This window comes from Rhizobium sp. WSM1274 (genome assembly GCF_025200775.1).
In the GTDB taxonomy this organism is placed as follows: domain Bacteria; phylum Pseudomonadota; class Alphaproteobacteria; order Rhizobiales; family Rhizobiaceae; genus Rhizobium; species Rhizobium leguminosarum_I.
This window is the reverse complement of sequence record NZ_CP104138.1, coordinates 4,042,241-4,055,021: the sequence shown is the minus strand read 5'-3', so window position 1 is coordinate 4,055,021 and position 12,781 is coordinate 4,042,241. Positions and strand designations below refer to the sequence as shown.

The 12,781-nt window shown below is 57.8% G+C and carries 20 protein-coding genes; 8 read left to right on the top strand and 12 right to left on the bottom strand.

The features are described from left to right. Nucleotides 1–4 precede the first annotated feature (4 nt). Genes N2600_RS20070 through N2600_RS20060 form a run of 3 tightly spaced genes read right to left on the bottom strand, consistent with a single transcriptional unit; the run spans nt 5 to nt 806 of the window. The gene (locus tag N2600_RS20070; RefSeq protein ID WP_168724663.1) at nt 5–175 is read right to left on the bottom strand and encodes a hypothetical protein; all 171 of its coding nucleotides are present in this window, start codon (nt 173–175) and stop codon (nt 5–7) included. After that, nucleotides 175–327, bottom strand: a complete 153-nt coding sequence (locus N2600_RS20065) for a hypothetical protein (RefSeq protein ID WP_168724662.1) — start codon at nt 325–327, stop codon at nt 175–177. Before N2600_RS20065 ends, N2600_RS20070 begins: the two co-directional genes overlap by 1 nt. 59 nt (nt 328–386) lie before the next feature. Beyond that, the gene (locus N2600_RS20060) at nt 387–806 is read right to left on the bottom strand and encodes a response regulator (RefSeq protein WP_017967255.1); all 420 of its coding nucleotides are present in this window, start codon (nt 804–806) and stop codon (nt 387–389) included. 352 nt (nt 807–1,158) lie between these two features. On the opposite strand from N2600_RS20060, the gene N2600_RS20055 reads away from it, so the two are divergent. Continuing rightward, the gene (locus N2600_RS20055) at nt 1,159–1,419 is read left to right on the top strand and encodes a hypothetical protein (RefSeq protein ID WP_017967256.1); all 261 of its coding nucleotides are present in this window, start codon (nt 1,159–1,161) and stop codon (nt 1,417–1,419) included. A 52-nt stretch (nt 1,420–1,471) separates the two neighbouring features. Here N2600_RS20055 and N2600_RS20050 read toward each other — a convergent pair whose 3' ends face one another. Then, complete coding sequence (locus N2600_RS20050) at nt 1,472–2,818, bottom strand: PQQ-dependent sugar dehydrogenase (RefSeq protein WP_260111076.1); 1,347 nt, start codon at nt 2,816–2,818, stop codon at nt 1,472–1,474. Next, nucleotides 2,818–3,264 (bottom strand): DUF2231 domain-containing protein, encoded by a 447-nt coding sequence (locus tag N2600_RS20045; RefSeq protein WP_170258592.1) that lies wholly within the window; start codon nt 3,262–3,264, stop codon nt 2,818–2,820. The genes N2600_RS20050 and N2600_RS20045 overlap by 1 nt, the downstream gene beginning before the upstream one ends. Nucleotides 3,265–3,829: 565 nt before the next feature. On the opposite strand from N2600_RS20045, the gene N2600_RS20040 reads away from it, so the two are divergent. Continuing rightward, nucleotides 3,830–4,549, top strand: coding sequence for a Crp/Fnr family transcriptional regulator (locus N2600_RS20040; RefSeq protein ID WP_162115701.1), 720 nt, complete (start codon nt 3,830–3,832; stop codon nt 4,547–4,549). A 34-nt stretch (nt 4,550–4,583) separates the two neighbouring features. Here the strand turns inward: N2600_RS20040 and N2600_RS20035 are convergent, their stop codons facing one another. Continuing rightward, complete coding sequence (locus N2600_RS20035; RefSeq protein WP_162115700.1) at nt 4,584–4,811, bottom strand: hypothetical protein; 228 nt, start codon at nt 4,809–4,811, stop codon at nt 4,584–4,586. A gap of 95 nt (nt 4,812–4,906) precedes the next feature. Continuing rightward, complete coding sequence (locus N2600_RS20030) at nt 4,907–5,278, bottom strand: hypothetical protein (protein WP_260297218.1); 372 nt, start codon at nt 5,276–5,278, stop codon at nt 4,907–4,909. 256 nt (nt 5,279–5,534) lie between these two features. Between N2600_RS20030 and N2600_RS20025 the strand changes: the two genes are divergently transcribed. The 3 genes from N2600_RS20025 (at nt 5,535) to N2600_RS34630 (ending at nt 6,512) form a co-directional block, all read left to right on the top strand. After that, nucleotides 5,535–5,834, top strand: a complete 300-nt coding sequence (locus N2600_RS20025; protein WP_260297217.1) for a hypothetical protein — start codon at nt 5,535–5,537, stop codon at nt 5,832–5,834. Further along, a complete protein-coding gene (locus tag N2600_RS20020) occupies nt 5,831–6,139 on the top strand; it encodes a hypothetical protein (RefSeq protein ID WP_020486205.1) in 309 nt (102 codons plus the stop codon). Before N2600_RS20025 ends, N2600_RS20020 begins: the two co-directional genes overlap by 4 nt. Before the next feature lie 121 nt (nt 6,140–6,260). Beyond that, the gene (locus tag N2600_RS34630) at nt 6,261–6,512 is read left to right on the top strand and encodes a DUF6894 family protein (protein ID WP_017967265.1); all 252 of its coding nucleotides are present in this window, start codon (nt 6,261–6,263) and stop codon (nt 6,510–6,512) included. Here N2600_RS34630 and N2600_RS20015 read toward each other — a convergent pair. Beyond that, nucleotides 6,496–7,236, bottom strand: a complete 741-nt coding sequence (locus tag N2600_RS20015; RefSeq protein WP_260297216.1) for a Crp/Fnr family transcriptional regulator — start codon at nt 7,234–7,236, stop codon at nt 6,496–6,498. The genes N2600_RS34630 and N2600_RS20015 overlap by 17 nt on opposite strands. A 411-nt stretch (nt 7,237–7,647) precedes the next feature. Between N2600_RS20015 and N2600_RS20010 the strand changes: the two genes are divergently transcribed. Then, a complete protein-coding gene (locus tag N2600_RS20010) occupies nt 7,648–8,790 on the top strand; it encodes a Crp/Fnr family transcriptional regulator (RefSeq protein WP_260297215.1) in 1,143 nt (380 codons plus the stop codon). A gap of 23 nt (nt 8,791–8,813) precedes the next feature. Here the strand turns inward: N2600_RS20010 and N2600_RS20005 are convergent, their stop codons facing one another. The 4 genes from N2600_RS20005 to N2600_RS19990 all read right to left on the bottom strand — a co-directional run bounded on the left by N2600_RS20005 (nt 8,814) and on the right by N2600_RS19990 (nt 11,005). Beyond that, complete coding sequence (locus tag N2600_RS20005) at nt 8,814–9,068, bottom strand: hypothetical protein (RefSeq protein ID WP_017967270.1); 255 nt, start codon at nt 9,066–9,068, stop codon at nt 8,814–8,816. A gap of 67 nt (nt 9,069–9,135) precedes the next feature. Then, nucleotides 9,136–9,396, bottom strand: coding sequence for a hypothetical protein (locus N2600_RS20000; protein ID WP_026154469.1), 261 nt, complete (start codon nt 9,394–9,396; stop codon nt 9,136–9,138). Between the two features lie 114 nt (nt 9,397–9,510). After that, nucleotides 9,511–10,038, bottom strand: coding sequence for a DUF4142 domain-containing protein (locus N2600_RS19995; protein ID WP_017967272.1), 528 nt, complete (start codon nt 10,036–10,038; stop codon nt 9,511–9,513). Between the two features lie 190 nt (nt 10,039–10,228). Then, nucleotides 10,229–11,005: a cytochrome c oxidase assembly protein gene (locus N2600_RS19990; RefSeq protein WP_020486207.1), complete on the bottom strand. Its 777-nt coding sequence runs from the start codon at nt 11,003–11,005 to the stop codon at nt 10,229–10,231. A gap of 203 nt (nt 11,006–11,208) precedes the next feature. On the opposite strand from N2600_RS19990, the gene N2600_RS19985 reads away from it, so the two are divergent. Further along, the gene (locus tag N2600_RS19985) at nt 11,209–12,378 is read left to right on the top strand and encodes a zinc-dependent alcohol dehydrogenase (protein WP_026154471.1); all 1,170 of its coding nucleotides are present in this window, start codon (nt 11,209–11,211) and stop codon (nt 12,376–12,378) included. Between the two features lie 57 nt (nt 12,379–12,435). After that, the gene (locus N2600_RS19980; protein ID WP_260297213.1) at nt 12,436–12,699 is read left to right on the top strand and encodes a hypothetical protein; all 264 of its coding nucleotides are present in this window, start codon (nt 12,436–12,438) and stop codon (nt 12,697–12,699) included. Nucleotides 12,700–12,781 lie beyond the last annotated feature (82 nt).

Below are 12,781 nucleotides of genomic sequence, written 5' to 3'. Positions count from 1 at the left end.
GCAGTCACGTTCTGTGCGCCAGCCCGTAGACGAGGATCATGGTGTAAAGCAGGAAGGCGATGGCGGCCACGGTCGCGATCAAGATGACCGCAATCCGCCCACCTGAAAGGCTATTTCGCTGTTGTTCAGCGCTGGTACGGGTTGCCTGAATGGGATCGTTTTCGGGCCTGTCCATCAGGGCTTCACTTCCGTCGAAATCTTTACAGGCTCGTCATTTCTGCCGCTTGCGTTAAACGAGATTATTGAGCCGCAAACGATCAAAAGCCCGACTAACGTGATGGCGCCGATGTAGATGATCAAAGCCCGACCGTCCGATTGCTGGTTCATCTGCCTCTCCCTTGGTTCGCCAAACCAAAGAACAACGGCAATGTTCCCGCCAGATGGCCCTATCGCGTCTTTTTGCTTTCCCTGCAGCCATCGACTACAATCGACGTCGGCCCCTGACGTATGCAGCGCATGACTTCCGTCAGCAATGTCGCCGGCTCGCACGGTTTTTCCAACCACACGCCTTCGGAAAATGATAAGGCATCCGGGTGCATCTTCCGCTGAGCACCGGTGTAAACGATGAATGGGATATTGCGGTCGCGCAAAGATCTGGCAATCGCTCCAGCGACCCCGTCCGTCAATTCGATGTCCATCACCACGAGATCGGGATCGTTCGCTGTCAGCCACTCTTCGGCTGCTCGACAAGACGACACTGTCTCTATCCGATCGAAGCCGGCGCCATGAAGGATGTCTTCCACGTCCATCGCGATGAAAATCTCATCCTCCATCAGAAGGATGGACGTCGTCCCTGCAACGTTCATGGCCAAACTCCTAAAATACAGGGTGATACAATAAACCTTTCCGGCCAAAATGCAGGGATCGTGCGCTATCGCACCGTCATCTCACCTGAGCATCTGTTGCGGCATGTCGGTTATCAAATATCAGTACCATCGCGATCCTTCATCGTTTCGATCTTCTGAGAGGCTTAATCAGTCGCTCATATTCCTCCTCAGATTTTCCATAGGTGTCGGAAGCTCCGCTCCAGCGCGAGACGATCTCTGCCTCTTGCCCGCGTCATGTTGAGGCACGCTATCGCCTGGAACTTTCCCTCGTGAGATCGGTTCGGCACCGTGCCGCGAGAGACCGCGGGGCCGAAATCGAACGGAGGTTTCAATGACAACCGCAACTACGACGACCGATCATTCGGCAATTCGCAAATGGGTGGAAGCGCGCAAGGGACAACCCTCCCGTGTCAAAGGCGCCAAGCAAGGTGGCATACTGCGGATTGACTTCGGAGAGCCGGAAGAGAACCTGGAAAAGATCTCCTGGGACGAATTCTTCGCCATTTTCGATGAAAACGAGCTGGCCTTTCTTTATCAGGACAAGACCGAGGATGGGACAAGCCGGTTCAACAAATTCGTCAGTCGAAAATGATTGGCTGACATCGTCGAATAGGCCGTGCTGCCATCTCTATGTTCGCCAGGAGCTAAGGCGCGCCGGTGACGCGCCAGATCGTATCGCCGACGTCGTCGGCGATTAACAGCGCCCCGGCCTTGTCGACGGCAAGTCCGACCGGCCGGCCGTGTGTTTCGTCCTCGCCTCGCAGGAAGCCGGTGACGACATCCTCCGGTTTGCCGCTCGGACGCCCCTCCTTGAAGGGCACATAGACTACCTTGTAGCCGTTGAATTGATAACGGTTCCAGCTTCCATGTTCGCCGATGAACGCTCCGCCTTGATATTGCGCCGGCAGATTTTGGGCGGTGTAAAACACCATGCCGAGAGGCGCGACATGGGAGCTCAGCGCGTAGTCGGGAATGATCGCCTTGGCGACAAGGTCAGGCCGTTGCGGCTCGACCCGCGGGTCGACATTCTGGCCGAAATAGCTGTAGGGCCATCCGTAAAAGCCGCCATCCTTGACCGACGTCATGTAGTCCGGAACCAGATTGGGGCCGAGTTCATCACGTTCGTTGACCACGGTCCAAAGAGCATGGGTCTGTGGTTCCCAGCTCAATCCGTTGGGATTGCGCAAGCCGTCTGCAAAAATGCGGTGGCGTCCCGTCTGTCTGTCGACCTCCCAGATCGACGCACGATCCTTCTCCGCCTCCAAGCCATTCTCTGTGATATTGCTGTTCGAACCGACGCCGACATAGAGCAACCTGCCGTCCTCACTGGCAACGAGGCTCTTCGTCCAGTGGTGGTCGATCGGTCCACCAGGAAGTTCCGTCAGTACCGTGCCCGGCGCGCTGATCTTGGTTTCACCCGATTGATAGGGATAACGGATGATCGCGTCGGTCGCCGCAACATAGAGATCGTTGTCGACAAGCGCCACGCCGAATGGCGAGTTGAGATGATCGAGAAAAGTCTCCTTGACCTCGGCCACGCCATCACCGTCGGCATCGCGAAGCAAAGTAATGCGGTTGCTCCCTTCGGTGCTCGCTTTGCCGCCTGACGTTGCCATTGCCTCGATCCACCCCATGACAAGGTCCTTCGGGCGCTTGATGGCCGCCTCCGGCGGCGCGACCGATTCGATTGCGAGAATGTCGCCATTCGGCAGCAGGTAGACGGCGCGAGGATGTTTCAGTCCTGTGGCGAAAGCCTTGATCTGAAGACCCTTCGGAACCACTGGCGTCTCGCTTTCCTTCCACCCGACGACCGAGGCGATATGCATCGGCGGGAGGAGATATTGCGATTGTGCGGGCAGTTTCGGATTGGCACCGATTTCGCTGCTGGGATCGGCTTCATTCTCGCTGCAGGCTGTCAGGCCGAGGCTGCAACCGCAAAGCAGCGAGAAGGCCAGGACACGGAGATTGCGGGAGAGAAAAGATCGGCTCATCATGCAGCGTCCTCAAAAAACTGCCGCTGTACCATCCGCCCAAGAACCGCATTGATGACAATGACGACCACCGTCACCGCCGACAGCGTCAAGCCGGTCGGAACCACGGATGTCCATGCGTCGCGGCTGTGAACGAAGGCGTTGAAGAGCGCGAGTACAAAGACCGCGAGATTGCCGAGCGCGTAGAGCAATCCGATGCCTGCTCTTAACGGCAGCCGCCCAGTCGCGAAATCGGCAATGCCTCCGATTGCGGCGATTCCGCCAAGCAGCAGGCCAGCGGCCAGCAGCCATGACGAAAAGTTCGTCCACATCATCTCCGCGGTCCGCCAATAGGCGATATCCGTGGCCAACGCTCCGACAAAACACGCCGCTGAAAAATGAAGTGGGACAGCGCGAAACGGGTGAGAATAGATGAGTACGCGCGAAGAAGGGGTTGGATAGGTCATGTCTTAGATCCACATGAGGCGCTCAGGTGCAGCTAACCTTCGCCATTGCGAATTGTTCCCGCAAAGGGTGTCGTGGCTCGTGCAACCACGCGGTGGCGCGGGTCCTTGAGAGGTGTAAAGCACGCTTTGCGCTTTGAAGTCCGACATAATCTGATGTTTAATCATTGCGACTGAGAAGAGTCATGCCGAGGGTTCAAATCGCGTTTGGCTCTGCCTTGGTGTGCTACCTGGAGGGCGGATTGTCCGAGGTCCTGATCTCGATGCCGTCTTGGCGCTCCCCAATCCAACGCTGAGACCGACTGCTCCGGCTCACGCTCTCCATCTGAAAATAACCCTCGTCGCCTGGCCACTTCCACCGGAAAGGGGCTGCCGACGAGGGGTAGCCGACGGGCCGTCATTCGAGTGGTTTCGGCCATCGAAACCGTCAGGCCCTCTTGTTCACGGTGAACAGGGTCGCGCAGACTTCGAACCGTCTGTACGGTATGGCACAGTGTATTGCTCAACGATTCTAGATGGTTAGGTTCGCAGCAGCAACGGGCGAAGGACGGCCGCATGTGGACGAAACATGGATGACGAGCAATTGAATTTTAGAAATGAGCTGTTGCGGGCTTTGGGCCCACAAGAGCGCGATCTGATCGTGCCTCATCTGGAGCCAATCACTCTCGATGTCCCCTTGATGCTTGAGATGGAGAATACGCCGGTCGGCGACATCTATATCCCCGAGTCTGGGCTTGCATCGATCGTGGCAAGATTTCCAGGCGGGCGCGATATCGAAGTGGGCATCGTCGGCCGGGAGGGAATGACAGGTGCCGCCGTGATGCTCGGCGGTGATCAATCCGCCAACCGGACATTCATGCAGATCTCAGGCCATGGCTTCAAATTGCCGGCACCCATCCTTTCCGCGGCCATGGAAGAAAGCCGCGCCTTGCGCAGCCTGCTTCTCGCCTATGTCCAGACGCTGCTTGCGCAAACGACGTCGACGGTGCTGGCCAATGGTCACGCCAAACTCGAAGAGCGGCTCGCGCGGTGGTTGTTGATGGTCCATGACCGGACGGACGGCATGACGATATCCCTGACGCACGAGTTTCTCGCCGTGATGCTGGGGGTCCGCCGCGCCGGAGTGACGGTTGCGTTGCATCTGCTGGAAGGCAAAGGTCTGATCAGGTCCACCCGAAGGCAGATCGTCATTCTTAACAGGCGCGGATTGATCGAAGAGGCGCATGGCTCCTACGGCGCGGCGGAGGAGGAATATCGACGGCTGATCGGCAGTCCACTTGGGCGCTGAGTGATCTTTTGATCAAGACTGGCGTGATCGGCGTTCAGCGGCGGCGCTTGCGGACAGATGCCAGGCGACCCACCGAAAGCAATTTGTTCTGGTCTGCCACTCCATGTCGGTAAAGGCTGATCAGCAAAGCCGCGATCTCCTGCGTCTCAGGCGCTCGCAGAGGCTTTCCCGTCTCGCGACATATGGTGTTCAAAATCGCCTGCAGATGACTGAGGTCAGCTGAATCAAGGGCCATCAAGTGAGCAGACTGAGAATCGAGCATAGTGCCTTTCCTCGAATAAAGGCTTTGAATTATGCAGCCATCATCATGAGGTCCGCACACATCAAGCGCAACGCTGCGTACGCAAGCGCACGGATCTAGTGATAGTAACCCGAACCGGGTCCGAACAATGCGGCGACGATCGCGTTGATATCGGCGGGGCGATCGCTGAGGACGAAGCCGGCTGAGAGCGCTTCGGACCGATGCCCTTGAGCGAAGACGAAGGGTATTCGCCGCGTCTCCAGCCATTCGTTCATTGTCAGCATCGCCTGGTCGGGGATGGTGACGTCGATGATCGCGGCGTCGCATGCCAAGGTTTCATCTGAGCTATGCATCGCGACCACATCGACGCTGCTGATGACGACCATGGCTTGGCGGGCGGCCCATGCCTCCTTGACGCCGTCTGAGACAAAGCCCGGGCCTCCGATGATGACGATCGTCTTTCCAGCGACCGGACTGAGCGATTTCATAGCGGACGCCTGCAAAAGTCGGTTGGACCGTGATCATGCCGCCAAATGGCATTTCAGGCCGCTCTGGCAGGGCTGTGGGTATCATATTCAAGCTTGCCATACCATGTTCATTTAATCCGCCGAACCCGATCGTGCCGCGTTGGTTCCCTGGCCGACGGCAAGGTGAAAGGGATCCGGACTCGTACGGTTCCGCACCAGCGGTTGAAATCGAAAATTTGGAATTTTAGGATCGCCTCATATGCTTGGGAGGAACACGATGACGCAGCACTCTGGAATTACGAAGCCGGCTCTGCAGCCTGGTGATATCGCCATGTTGCAGGCTGTTTTGCAGGGATGGTGTCAAGAGAAGTCATATGGCATTTCCAGTCCGGCGGCGCAGCATGTCGCGAGGGAACTTGTATCTTGGTTCGAGTGCGGCATTCGAGACCAGCGCAAACTCAGTGGCCTGATGCGATATATGCATATGGATTTCGACAGCGTATCGACTTCGACGAAAACACCGCATTGCGAAACGCTGCGTCCTGCCGTCAATATTGGCTTAACCAGTGTGCTATGATGGACAGACTTCTCTATTTCAAGGCGATCGCCGCGGATCCGGCCGCGCTCGATGCCGTCGATCGGCAGATTGTCGTGGGGCAGATCGTTGATGAACTTCAAGAAATCTGCGATGGCGACGCTGCAGGCGGCGGTGCCGGTCGATACCCGGCGCTCATTCGTCTGCTTCAGACGATCCGCGCTTCGATGCTATCGATCGCCAGAGCCGACGACGAGTGTTGGCAGAGGATCGTTGATGAGCTCCTACAACTTCGCGCGACAATGGTCGATTTGAAGGGCGGCCAGAGCAGCAGGATTTCCCATTGAGGCGCCTAAAACAGTCGTGGGCAGGACCCTCTTGATCGTCCTCCGCTATCTTCGAACCGAGACAGCAGGCGAAATATTTCTAAGGAACTGACTAGAAATTTATGGCATTGATTCCGCAGCGATGGGGCGGGCGATGCCACGATTTTATTTCAACATCGTTTCCGGCGCAGGGACGATCGCCGACTTCGAAGGTACCGAGCTAGCGACGCTCGAGGACGCCAGGCATGAGGCTGTACGCGACGCCAGAGCGCTGATGAGCCAAGCAGTGCTTTCTGGGAAAGATATCTCAGCCAGGGAAATCCAGGTTTGTAACGAAGAGGGCGCTGTTCTATTGATCGTCCCTTTCACGGAAACGATCAGACCTTTCGAGTAACCGATCGCCGGATCGGCAGGCCAATCAGGCGTTCATATTCCCGCTCCGGTATGCCGTAACTGCCCGCGGCGATTTCTTCCAATTTTGCCCGATCGATGATCCTGACATTTCCGCGGGTGGCCCTGATCGCCTTTATCCCTTCGATAATATGCAGCTCGTTGGTGACCCCCGATCGGCGTACGCCAAGCATAAGCGACAGGAATTCATGAGTGAGGGGCAGATCGTTTCCGACCAGACGATCATGGCACATCAGCAGCCAGCGAGCGAGCCGCTCATGCATATTGTAGCGCCCGTTGGCAAGAGCCGATTGGGACAGCTGTATGTCGCAACAATGCACGTAATTGAGAAGCAGATCGTTGACCGCCGGAAATTCGGCCGACACCCGCTTGAGGGTTTTGACGGCGACGAGCAGGCCAGAGCCGGCGACTTGAAGGAAGGTGCGGTTGGGCGTCGTATCGGTCTTCAGGACGACATGGGCTCCCACCATGCCCTCGTATCCGACATGCCCGACTTCGACAGCTTCGTCTTCGGCGCTGGTCGCCACCATCGACGCCAGACCCTCCTCAATGAAACAGACATGCTCATTCGGCTGATCGGATTCGACCAGGACATGCCTGCTCGGCAGGTGGACCGTTTCGGCATCTGCAGTGAGCAGGTCGAAGGCATCGACGGGCAGAGCCTTCAGCAGCAAGTTACGAACGTTACGCTGGTCGGGTGCGGGCATGCACGTCTCCTTCGGGAGAGAGCCCGCGCTCATACCAGCAGCCGTCACGATCGTGGTAATGATCAGCTTATGCGTCAAAAGGGCTGGTATAGCCATATTCGGAAGGGGCTTTGTGCGGTTTTGACAATTCCGCTACGAGGCGCCAGAACCGATTCATCGCCCGGGACAATTGTTATGGATTGCGAGGCAAGCGGATCAAAAATCGCGCACTCGGCCGTTGATCTTCGATCTTGGCTTTCAACTGCTGCACGAGACCGCGTACCACCCTCATTCCCAGGCTTTTGACGTCGTTTTCAAAGGACGTAAATTCCGGCGGCAGGCCTTTTCCGCCATCGGCGATTTCAAGGAATTTGGTCGTCGGTACTATGCGCCCTGACGATAACCGTGCCGGGGACATCAGGGTAGGCGTGTTTGAAGGCGTTCGTCACCAACCCGTTGATGAGAAGGGCGATCTCTATTGCGCGATCGGCATCGACGGCGCGTGGCTCCATCTCGACGGATACTGTGTGCTGGGAGGCAGACTGCCGCAGGCATTGGCAGAGGTTCGACAGGAAGTCCGCCAAATCCACCGTCTCGTATGCGGCTGGCGCCGGCTTACATTCGCACCTCCTACGGCGATTTCGCTGCAAGTCGTTTGCGTACAAAGATAGGAACGACCAGCACCGCGACGCGGAAAGCGATAGATGGCCCGCCCACATTCGGGGCCGATGGACAAACGACTTGCAATGGGGTCTCTTGCGGCCCATACTTCGATCATCGTTGGCAGAATTCTTGGCGCCGACGGCTGGGAGACGATCCGCTCTTGCCACACAAGAGGGCAAGGCGATGCCTCCTTTCGAAAGCAAAAATCTCTTCCTGCTCCATTTGACGACGCCACAGCTTTTGGTTTTCGAGACAATTCTCGAGCCGCTCGCTTTGCCGCGCGATTTCGAACTCGCCTCTATAGGGCTGCCGGTCAGCCACTATTATTTCCTGGAAAGCGGCATCGCCTCCATGGTGGCAACTTCGCCCGAAGGCAAGAAAGCCGAGATCGGCCTGGTCGGCAGAGACGGCGTATCGCCGCCGGCCCTGACGATGGAGGCGGAGGCATTTTCGTTTGACGTAATGATGCAGGTCGGTGGCGCGGGACGTCGCGTGGAAGCGCGCGCTCTGGCAGGGTTTCTGTTTGATCAGCCCGCCGTTCGGCAACTGCTAGCACGCTTTCTTCAAGGCTTCTTCGCACAGGTCGCCTACAATGCGCTTTCCAATGCCGTTCACAAGATCGACGTCCGATTGGCGAAGTGGATATTGATGTGCCATGACCGTATGGATGGCGAGGAAATCGAGCTGACGCATGAATATATGGCGACCATGCTCGGAGTGCGCCGCTCCAGCGTCACCGAAGCGCTGCACATCCTCGAAGGCGAGCACTTCATCTATTCTCACCGGGGGCTTGTTATCGTTCGCAATCGCACATCCTTGGAAGCGTTCGCAGCTGACGCCTACGATGTTCCGGGAGTATCAGGCCGCAGTTGGCCGGATTCCGGCCATCGCTCATTGGCTGCGGTTCAGTAGTTCATTGATATAAGATGTGGGCGCTATTGCAGCGTCAACCGGTCGGGCCGATCCTTCCATTCCTTGTATGGCAACAGCATCTGGCCGGGAAACCGCCTTTCGATCGCGTTCTCCGTCAGAACGATTTTTGCGAAGATCTCATCGGTCGGCGAAGCTCGATTCAATGCTTCACTCCGCTTCTCCAGATCAGCCATCAGTTCGAAAAGCTCGTCGTCCGTCATTGCCTCGAGAGCCAAGGCGAACTCACGCTCCGAGACAGCCGCAAAATTCATCACCATGCACCTCCTGCCGACGGCGCGTTTCTGGGCCTTAGCCAGAAAGCACTGATCGGCAATTGTTTGGGCGTCACTTTCCCGGCAGGTCCTTCTCGGTCGTCGCAGCACCTGGAAGCCTTTGCTGCGACTGCTCCCTGTCCGAGCCGCGCACCGGAGCCGCCGGCGCCCGGGCAATATAGACGCCCGCTCCTAGCGCGCCGATCGCAACGATGAACGCACCGGCTATGGCGAAGACAGACCGTCGCCCGTCCTGCTTGATCATTCCGAAAGCAAGGGCAATTCCGAGAAGCGCTGCTCCTCCTGCCACCGCAAACAGCCAGAGATAATTCATCAGCATAGGCTCCCAATGTCCGGCCGCCTAACCCTGAAGGGGAAAGAAAGGTTCCTGGAGCATTTCCGTTCTCTCCAAGTCACGGAAATGCTCCATCGCAGCTTCGGCGCAATCTTATTTGTTAAGCTCCTCCGCCATCTGCAGATGGTGTTCAAGCGCAGGCCTCGTGCTTGCCGCCCAAGCTTTCAGCTCCGCATTGTCGCCGCCTTCGCCATAGCGCTTGAAGAGGTCGACCGCATCTTCGTGCGCGGATTCCTGATCGGAATGATATTGCTTGATGAAATCACTACCTTGAAGGCCCTTCAGCTTGTCGAGCATTTTCTGCTGGGCGCTGGTCATGGCGGCTGGCAGCTGCGCCTTAACCTTGCCGCCGGAAATCAGCGCCTTGAGCTCGCTGCTCGTTTTCTCATGGTCCGTCACCATCTGCTGGGCAAAGGTCTTGGTTGCCGCATCGCCACGCTCGAGTGCCAGCTTGCTGGATTCGATCTCGAACATGTCGCTGGTGGCGGCCTCCTTCACGAAGTCCGCCGTCTTCGGTGCAACGCCGATCAGCGAGTTGACTCCGGTCTTTTCCGCGGCTGATTGGGCCATAACGGGTCCAGCAAGCGAAACCGCGATGGAGGCGATGATGATTTTCTTCATGGTCTGGTCTCCTGGTTGGTGGCATCAGAACTTCAAAAGCGCCAAACTGTTCCCGGCCCGCTCAGCAATTGTCACGGCGTCCGCTGGCCTTATCAGACGCAAACGGCATGCCTGCCGTCGGGCGGCTGCACAAAGAGACCACGATGGCGCGGCGCTGCCTCGGCGAAACGCTCCGGCCATGCGCCGAAGCCTAACGAGGCAATCTCGCCGCGACTGGGTACCGTCCGGCTGAGAGCCCTCCGTCTGGCCGGGTGATGGCTTGAGCGATCCTGAACAGGAAGGCCGCGGCAAAGGGCAGTGATGCGGGAATCCACATCAACAGACCTGCGAGTTGCTGATCTTCAAGCGGCGACAGGCCATAGGCCGGCGCCGCCAGGAAGTGCGGACTGAACAGAGGATGGGATGCAAAGGTCAGGTACGCACCGAGCGCTGTCATCTGCAGAAGGGTTGCGGCGCAGACCACAAGTGCGCCGCCTGAAGGCCGTCGAGCATCGAGGATTTCCTTCCACAGCCAAGCCGCCGACAGGAAAAGCGGGATTTCCATGATCCAATAGGGAATGCTCCCAGAGAGAGCCCAGGCGTAGGGCAGGGGCAAATGCCATAGCCAGAGCATCGTCGTGTGAAAGACGAATATGAAGATCGACGGCACTCGATCCAGGAGCATCGCGTGGCTGAAGAGAAAGCGCCACGTAAGCGGCGCAACGAGCGAGATCAACACGATATGATGAACTGCCCTTGCCGAGAACAACGCTGAACTGAGCGCACAAAGCGGGGAAACGAAGGCGACGGTGAAAAGAGCGATGGCGGTAAGCCACTGCCCGACGCGCTTGTCCCGACGCGCCGGCAACCAAGTCAACGCAGTCGCAATGCCTATCGCAAGCAGCAGATAGGGATCGAAATTCCAATCCGACATCAGCAACTGAGGTGCCGGCGCGCTGCCGCAATACGGATCAAGATTGAAAGTCATTTCATGCCCGCCATTGTCGATTCGGCCGCTAAACAAGCCTAACGCGGATTTGTTCCCGCCAAACGGGTCCGTCTCGCTTTCTGATGGAACAACTCCCGCGGATCACGGTTTGGCTGTCTTGAATTTTCAGACCGAGGGATGAAGGCCGAATGGGCAAGGCGGCGCGTTGGTTTTGCGGTTCCGATCGAAAGGCAGGCGAAGACATGAAAGCACTTACCTGGCATGGCAAACATGACATCCGATGCGAGAGCGTTCCCGATCCTCAAATCGAGGAAGGGCGCGACGCTATCATCAGGGTGACAGCCTGCGCGATCTGCGGGTCGGATCTCCATCTGTTCAACGGTGTGATGCCGGATATGCATAGCGGCGACATCATGGGCCACGAGACCATGGGCGAGGTCGTCGAAGTCGGCAATGACAATAAAAAGCTCAAGGTCGGTGACCGTGTCGTGGTGCCTTTCACCATCTCCTGCGGCGAATGCTTCTTCTGCCAGCGCGGCTTTTATTCCGGATGTGAACGCAGCAACCCCGATCCGTCGAAGGTCAAGAAGATGTGGGGGAATTCACCCGCGGGCCTGTTCGGCTACACGCATCTTCTTGGCGGCTTCAGTGGAGGTCAGGCGGAGTTCCTCCGCGTGCCTTATGCGGACGTCGGACCGATAAAGGTGCCGGACGGACTGACAGATGAGCAGGTGCTCTTTCTCTCCGACATTTTTCCGACGGGATACATGGCGGCTGACTTCTGCAATATCCAGCCGGGGGACACGATTGCGATCTGGGGCTGCGGCCCTGTCGGACAGATGGCGATCAAGTCGGCCTTCATTCTCGGCGCCGAACGCGTTATCGCAATCGATACCGTGCCGGAGCGGCTTGCTCTTGCCGAAGCGTCGGGAGCAACCACCCTCGATTTCATGGACGAAGACATCTACGACAAGCTCATGGAGCTGACCAACGGGCGCGGCGCCGACGCGTGCATCGACGCGGTTGGCACCGAAGCCGATCCCTCGGCGAGCTGGGACTCAAGGCTTGACCGCATCAAGATCGCTACGTTCATGGGAACCGATCGCCCCCACGTTCTTCGCCAGGCAATCCATTGCTGCCGCAACTTCGGCACGGTGTCGATCGTTGGCGTCTATGGCGGGTTCCTCGATAAGATCCCGATGGGATCGGCGATCAATCGCGGCCTGACGTTCCGAATGGCGCAGACGCCGGTGCAGCACTACCTGCCACTACTCATGGAACGCATCCAAAAGGGCGAAATCGATCCGTCGTTCATTATCACGCATCGTGCGACCCTCGCAGAAGGTCCTGAGCTCTACAAGACTTTCCGCGACAAGAAGGACGGCTGCATAAAGGTCGTTCTCAAGCCGTAGGGAAAGCCGCGGACGTCCTGGGATCACCGCCGGCATTGAAGAAAGGCCCGATCGATCATGCAGAAGAAATCAAACGACCCTATCGAAGACCGGAATAAGCTGCGCCCACCGGAGATGGAGCTCGAGCCGATCCGGTCCGAAGGTGGAGGTGAAGACCCCGGTGCAGTTGTCGGCAAGCGCGTTAAAGCGCGAGCCGGCCGTCCTTCGGAGAGATCGGCGACGCGCCGCGCCCAGCCGGACAATGAAAGGGTAGAAGGATTGCCCGAAACAGACGCAGCAGACAACCTGGCGACGGCGCCAACCGTGATGAAGCGTGACTGAGCGTGATCCTCTTCGGCCTGATGGAAACGCAGGCGATCACGATCGCTCCAATCTTTTGGGGGATTAGCCGATCACGCACGGG

What these genes read in the sequence shown, in the direction of transcription:
- N2600_RS20060 (WP_017967255.1), bottom strand. Translation starts at nt 806, where the DNA reads ATGAACGTTGCAGGGACGACGTCCATCCTTCTGATGGAGGATGAGATT.
- N2600_RS20050 (WP_260111076.1), bottom strand. Translation starts at nt 2,818, where the DNA reads ATGAGCCGATCTTTTCTCTCCCGCAATCTCCGTGTCCTGGCCTTCTCG.
- N2600_RS19980 (WP_260297213.1), top strand. Translation starts at nt 12,436, where the DNA reads ATGCAGAAGAAATCAAACGACCCTATCGAAGACCGGAATAAGCTGCGC.
- N2600_RS20015 (WP_260297216.1), bottom strand. Translation starts at nt 7,236, where the DNA reads ATGCCCGCACCCGACCAGCGTAACGTTCGTAACTTGCTGCTGAAGGCT.
- N2600_RS20055 (WP_017967256.1), top strand. Translation starts at nt 1,159, where the DNA reads ATGACAACCGCAACTACGACGACCGATCATTCGGCAATTCGCAAATGG.
- N2600_RS20065 (WP_168724662.1), bottom strand. Translation starts at nt 327, where the DNA reads ATGAACCAGCAATCGGACGGTCGGGCTTTGATCATCTACATCGGCGCC.
- N2600_RS19990 (WP_020486207.1), bottom strand. Translation starts at nt 11,005, where the DNA reads ATGACTTTCAATCTTGATCCGTATTGCGGCAGCGCGCCGGCACCTCAG.
- N2600_RS20000 (WP_026154469.1), bottom strand. Translation starts at nt 9,396, where the DNA reads ATGAATTATCTCTGGCTGTTTGCGGTGGCAGGAGGAGCAGCGCTTCTC.
- N2600_RS20040 (WP_162115701.1), top strand. Translation starts at nt 3,830, where the DNA reads ATGGATGACGAGCAATTGAATTTTAGAAATGAGCTGTTGCGGGCTTTG.
- N2600_RS20070 (WP_168724663.1), bottom strand. Translation starts at nt 175, where the DNA reads ATGGACAGGCCCGAAAACGATCCCATTCAGGCAACCCGTACCAGCGCT.
- N2600_RS20005 (WP_017967270.1), bottom strand. Translation starts at nt 9,068, where the DNA reads ATGGTGATGAATTTTGCGGCTGTCTCGGAGCGTGAGTTCGCCTTGGCT.
- N2600_RS34630 (WP_017967265.1), top strand. Translation starts at nt 6,261, where the DNA reads ATGGGGCGGGCGATGCCACGATTTTATTTCAACATCGTTTCCGGCGCA.
- N2600_RS19995 (WP_017967272.1), bottom strand. Translation starts at nt 10,038, where the DNA reads ATGAAGAAAATCATCATCGCCTCCATCGCGGTTTCGCTTGCTGGACCC.
- N2600_RS20045 (WP_170258592.1), bottom strand. Translation starts at nt 3,264, where the DNA reads ATGACCTATCCAACCCCTTCTTCGCGCGTACTCATCTATTCTCACCCG.
- N2600_RS20030 (WP_260297218.1), bottom strand. Translation starts at nt 5,278, where the DNA reads ATGAAATCGCTCAGTCCGGTCGCTGGAAAGACGATCGTCATCATCGGA.
- N2600_RS20020 (WP_020486205.1), top strand. Translation starts at nt 5,831, where the DNA reads ATGATGGACAGACTTCTCTATTTCAAGGCGATCGCCGCGGATCCGGCC.
- N2600_RS20035 (WP_162115700.1), bottom strand. Translation starts at nt 4,811, where the DNA reads ATGCTCGATTCTCAGTCTGCTCACTTGATGGCCCTTGATTCAGCTGAC.
- N2600_RS19985 (WP_026154471.1), top strand. Translation starts at nt 11,209, where the DNA reads ATGAAAGCACTTACCTGGCATGGCAAACATGACATCCGATGCGAGAGC.
- N2600_RS20025 (WP_260297217.1), top strand. Translation starts at nt 5,535, where the DNA reads ATGACGCAGCACTCTGGAATTACGAAGCCGGCTCTGCAGCCTGGTGAT.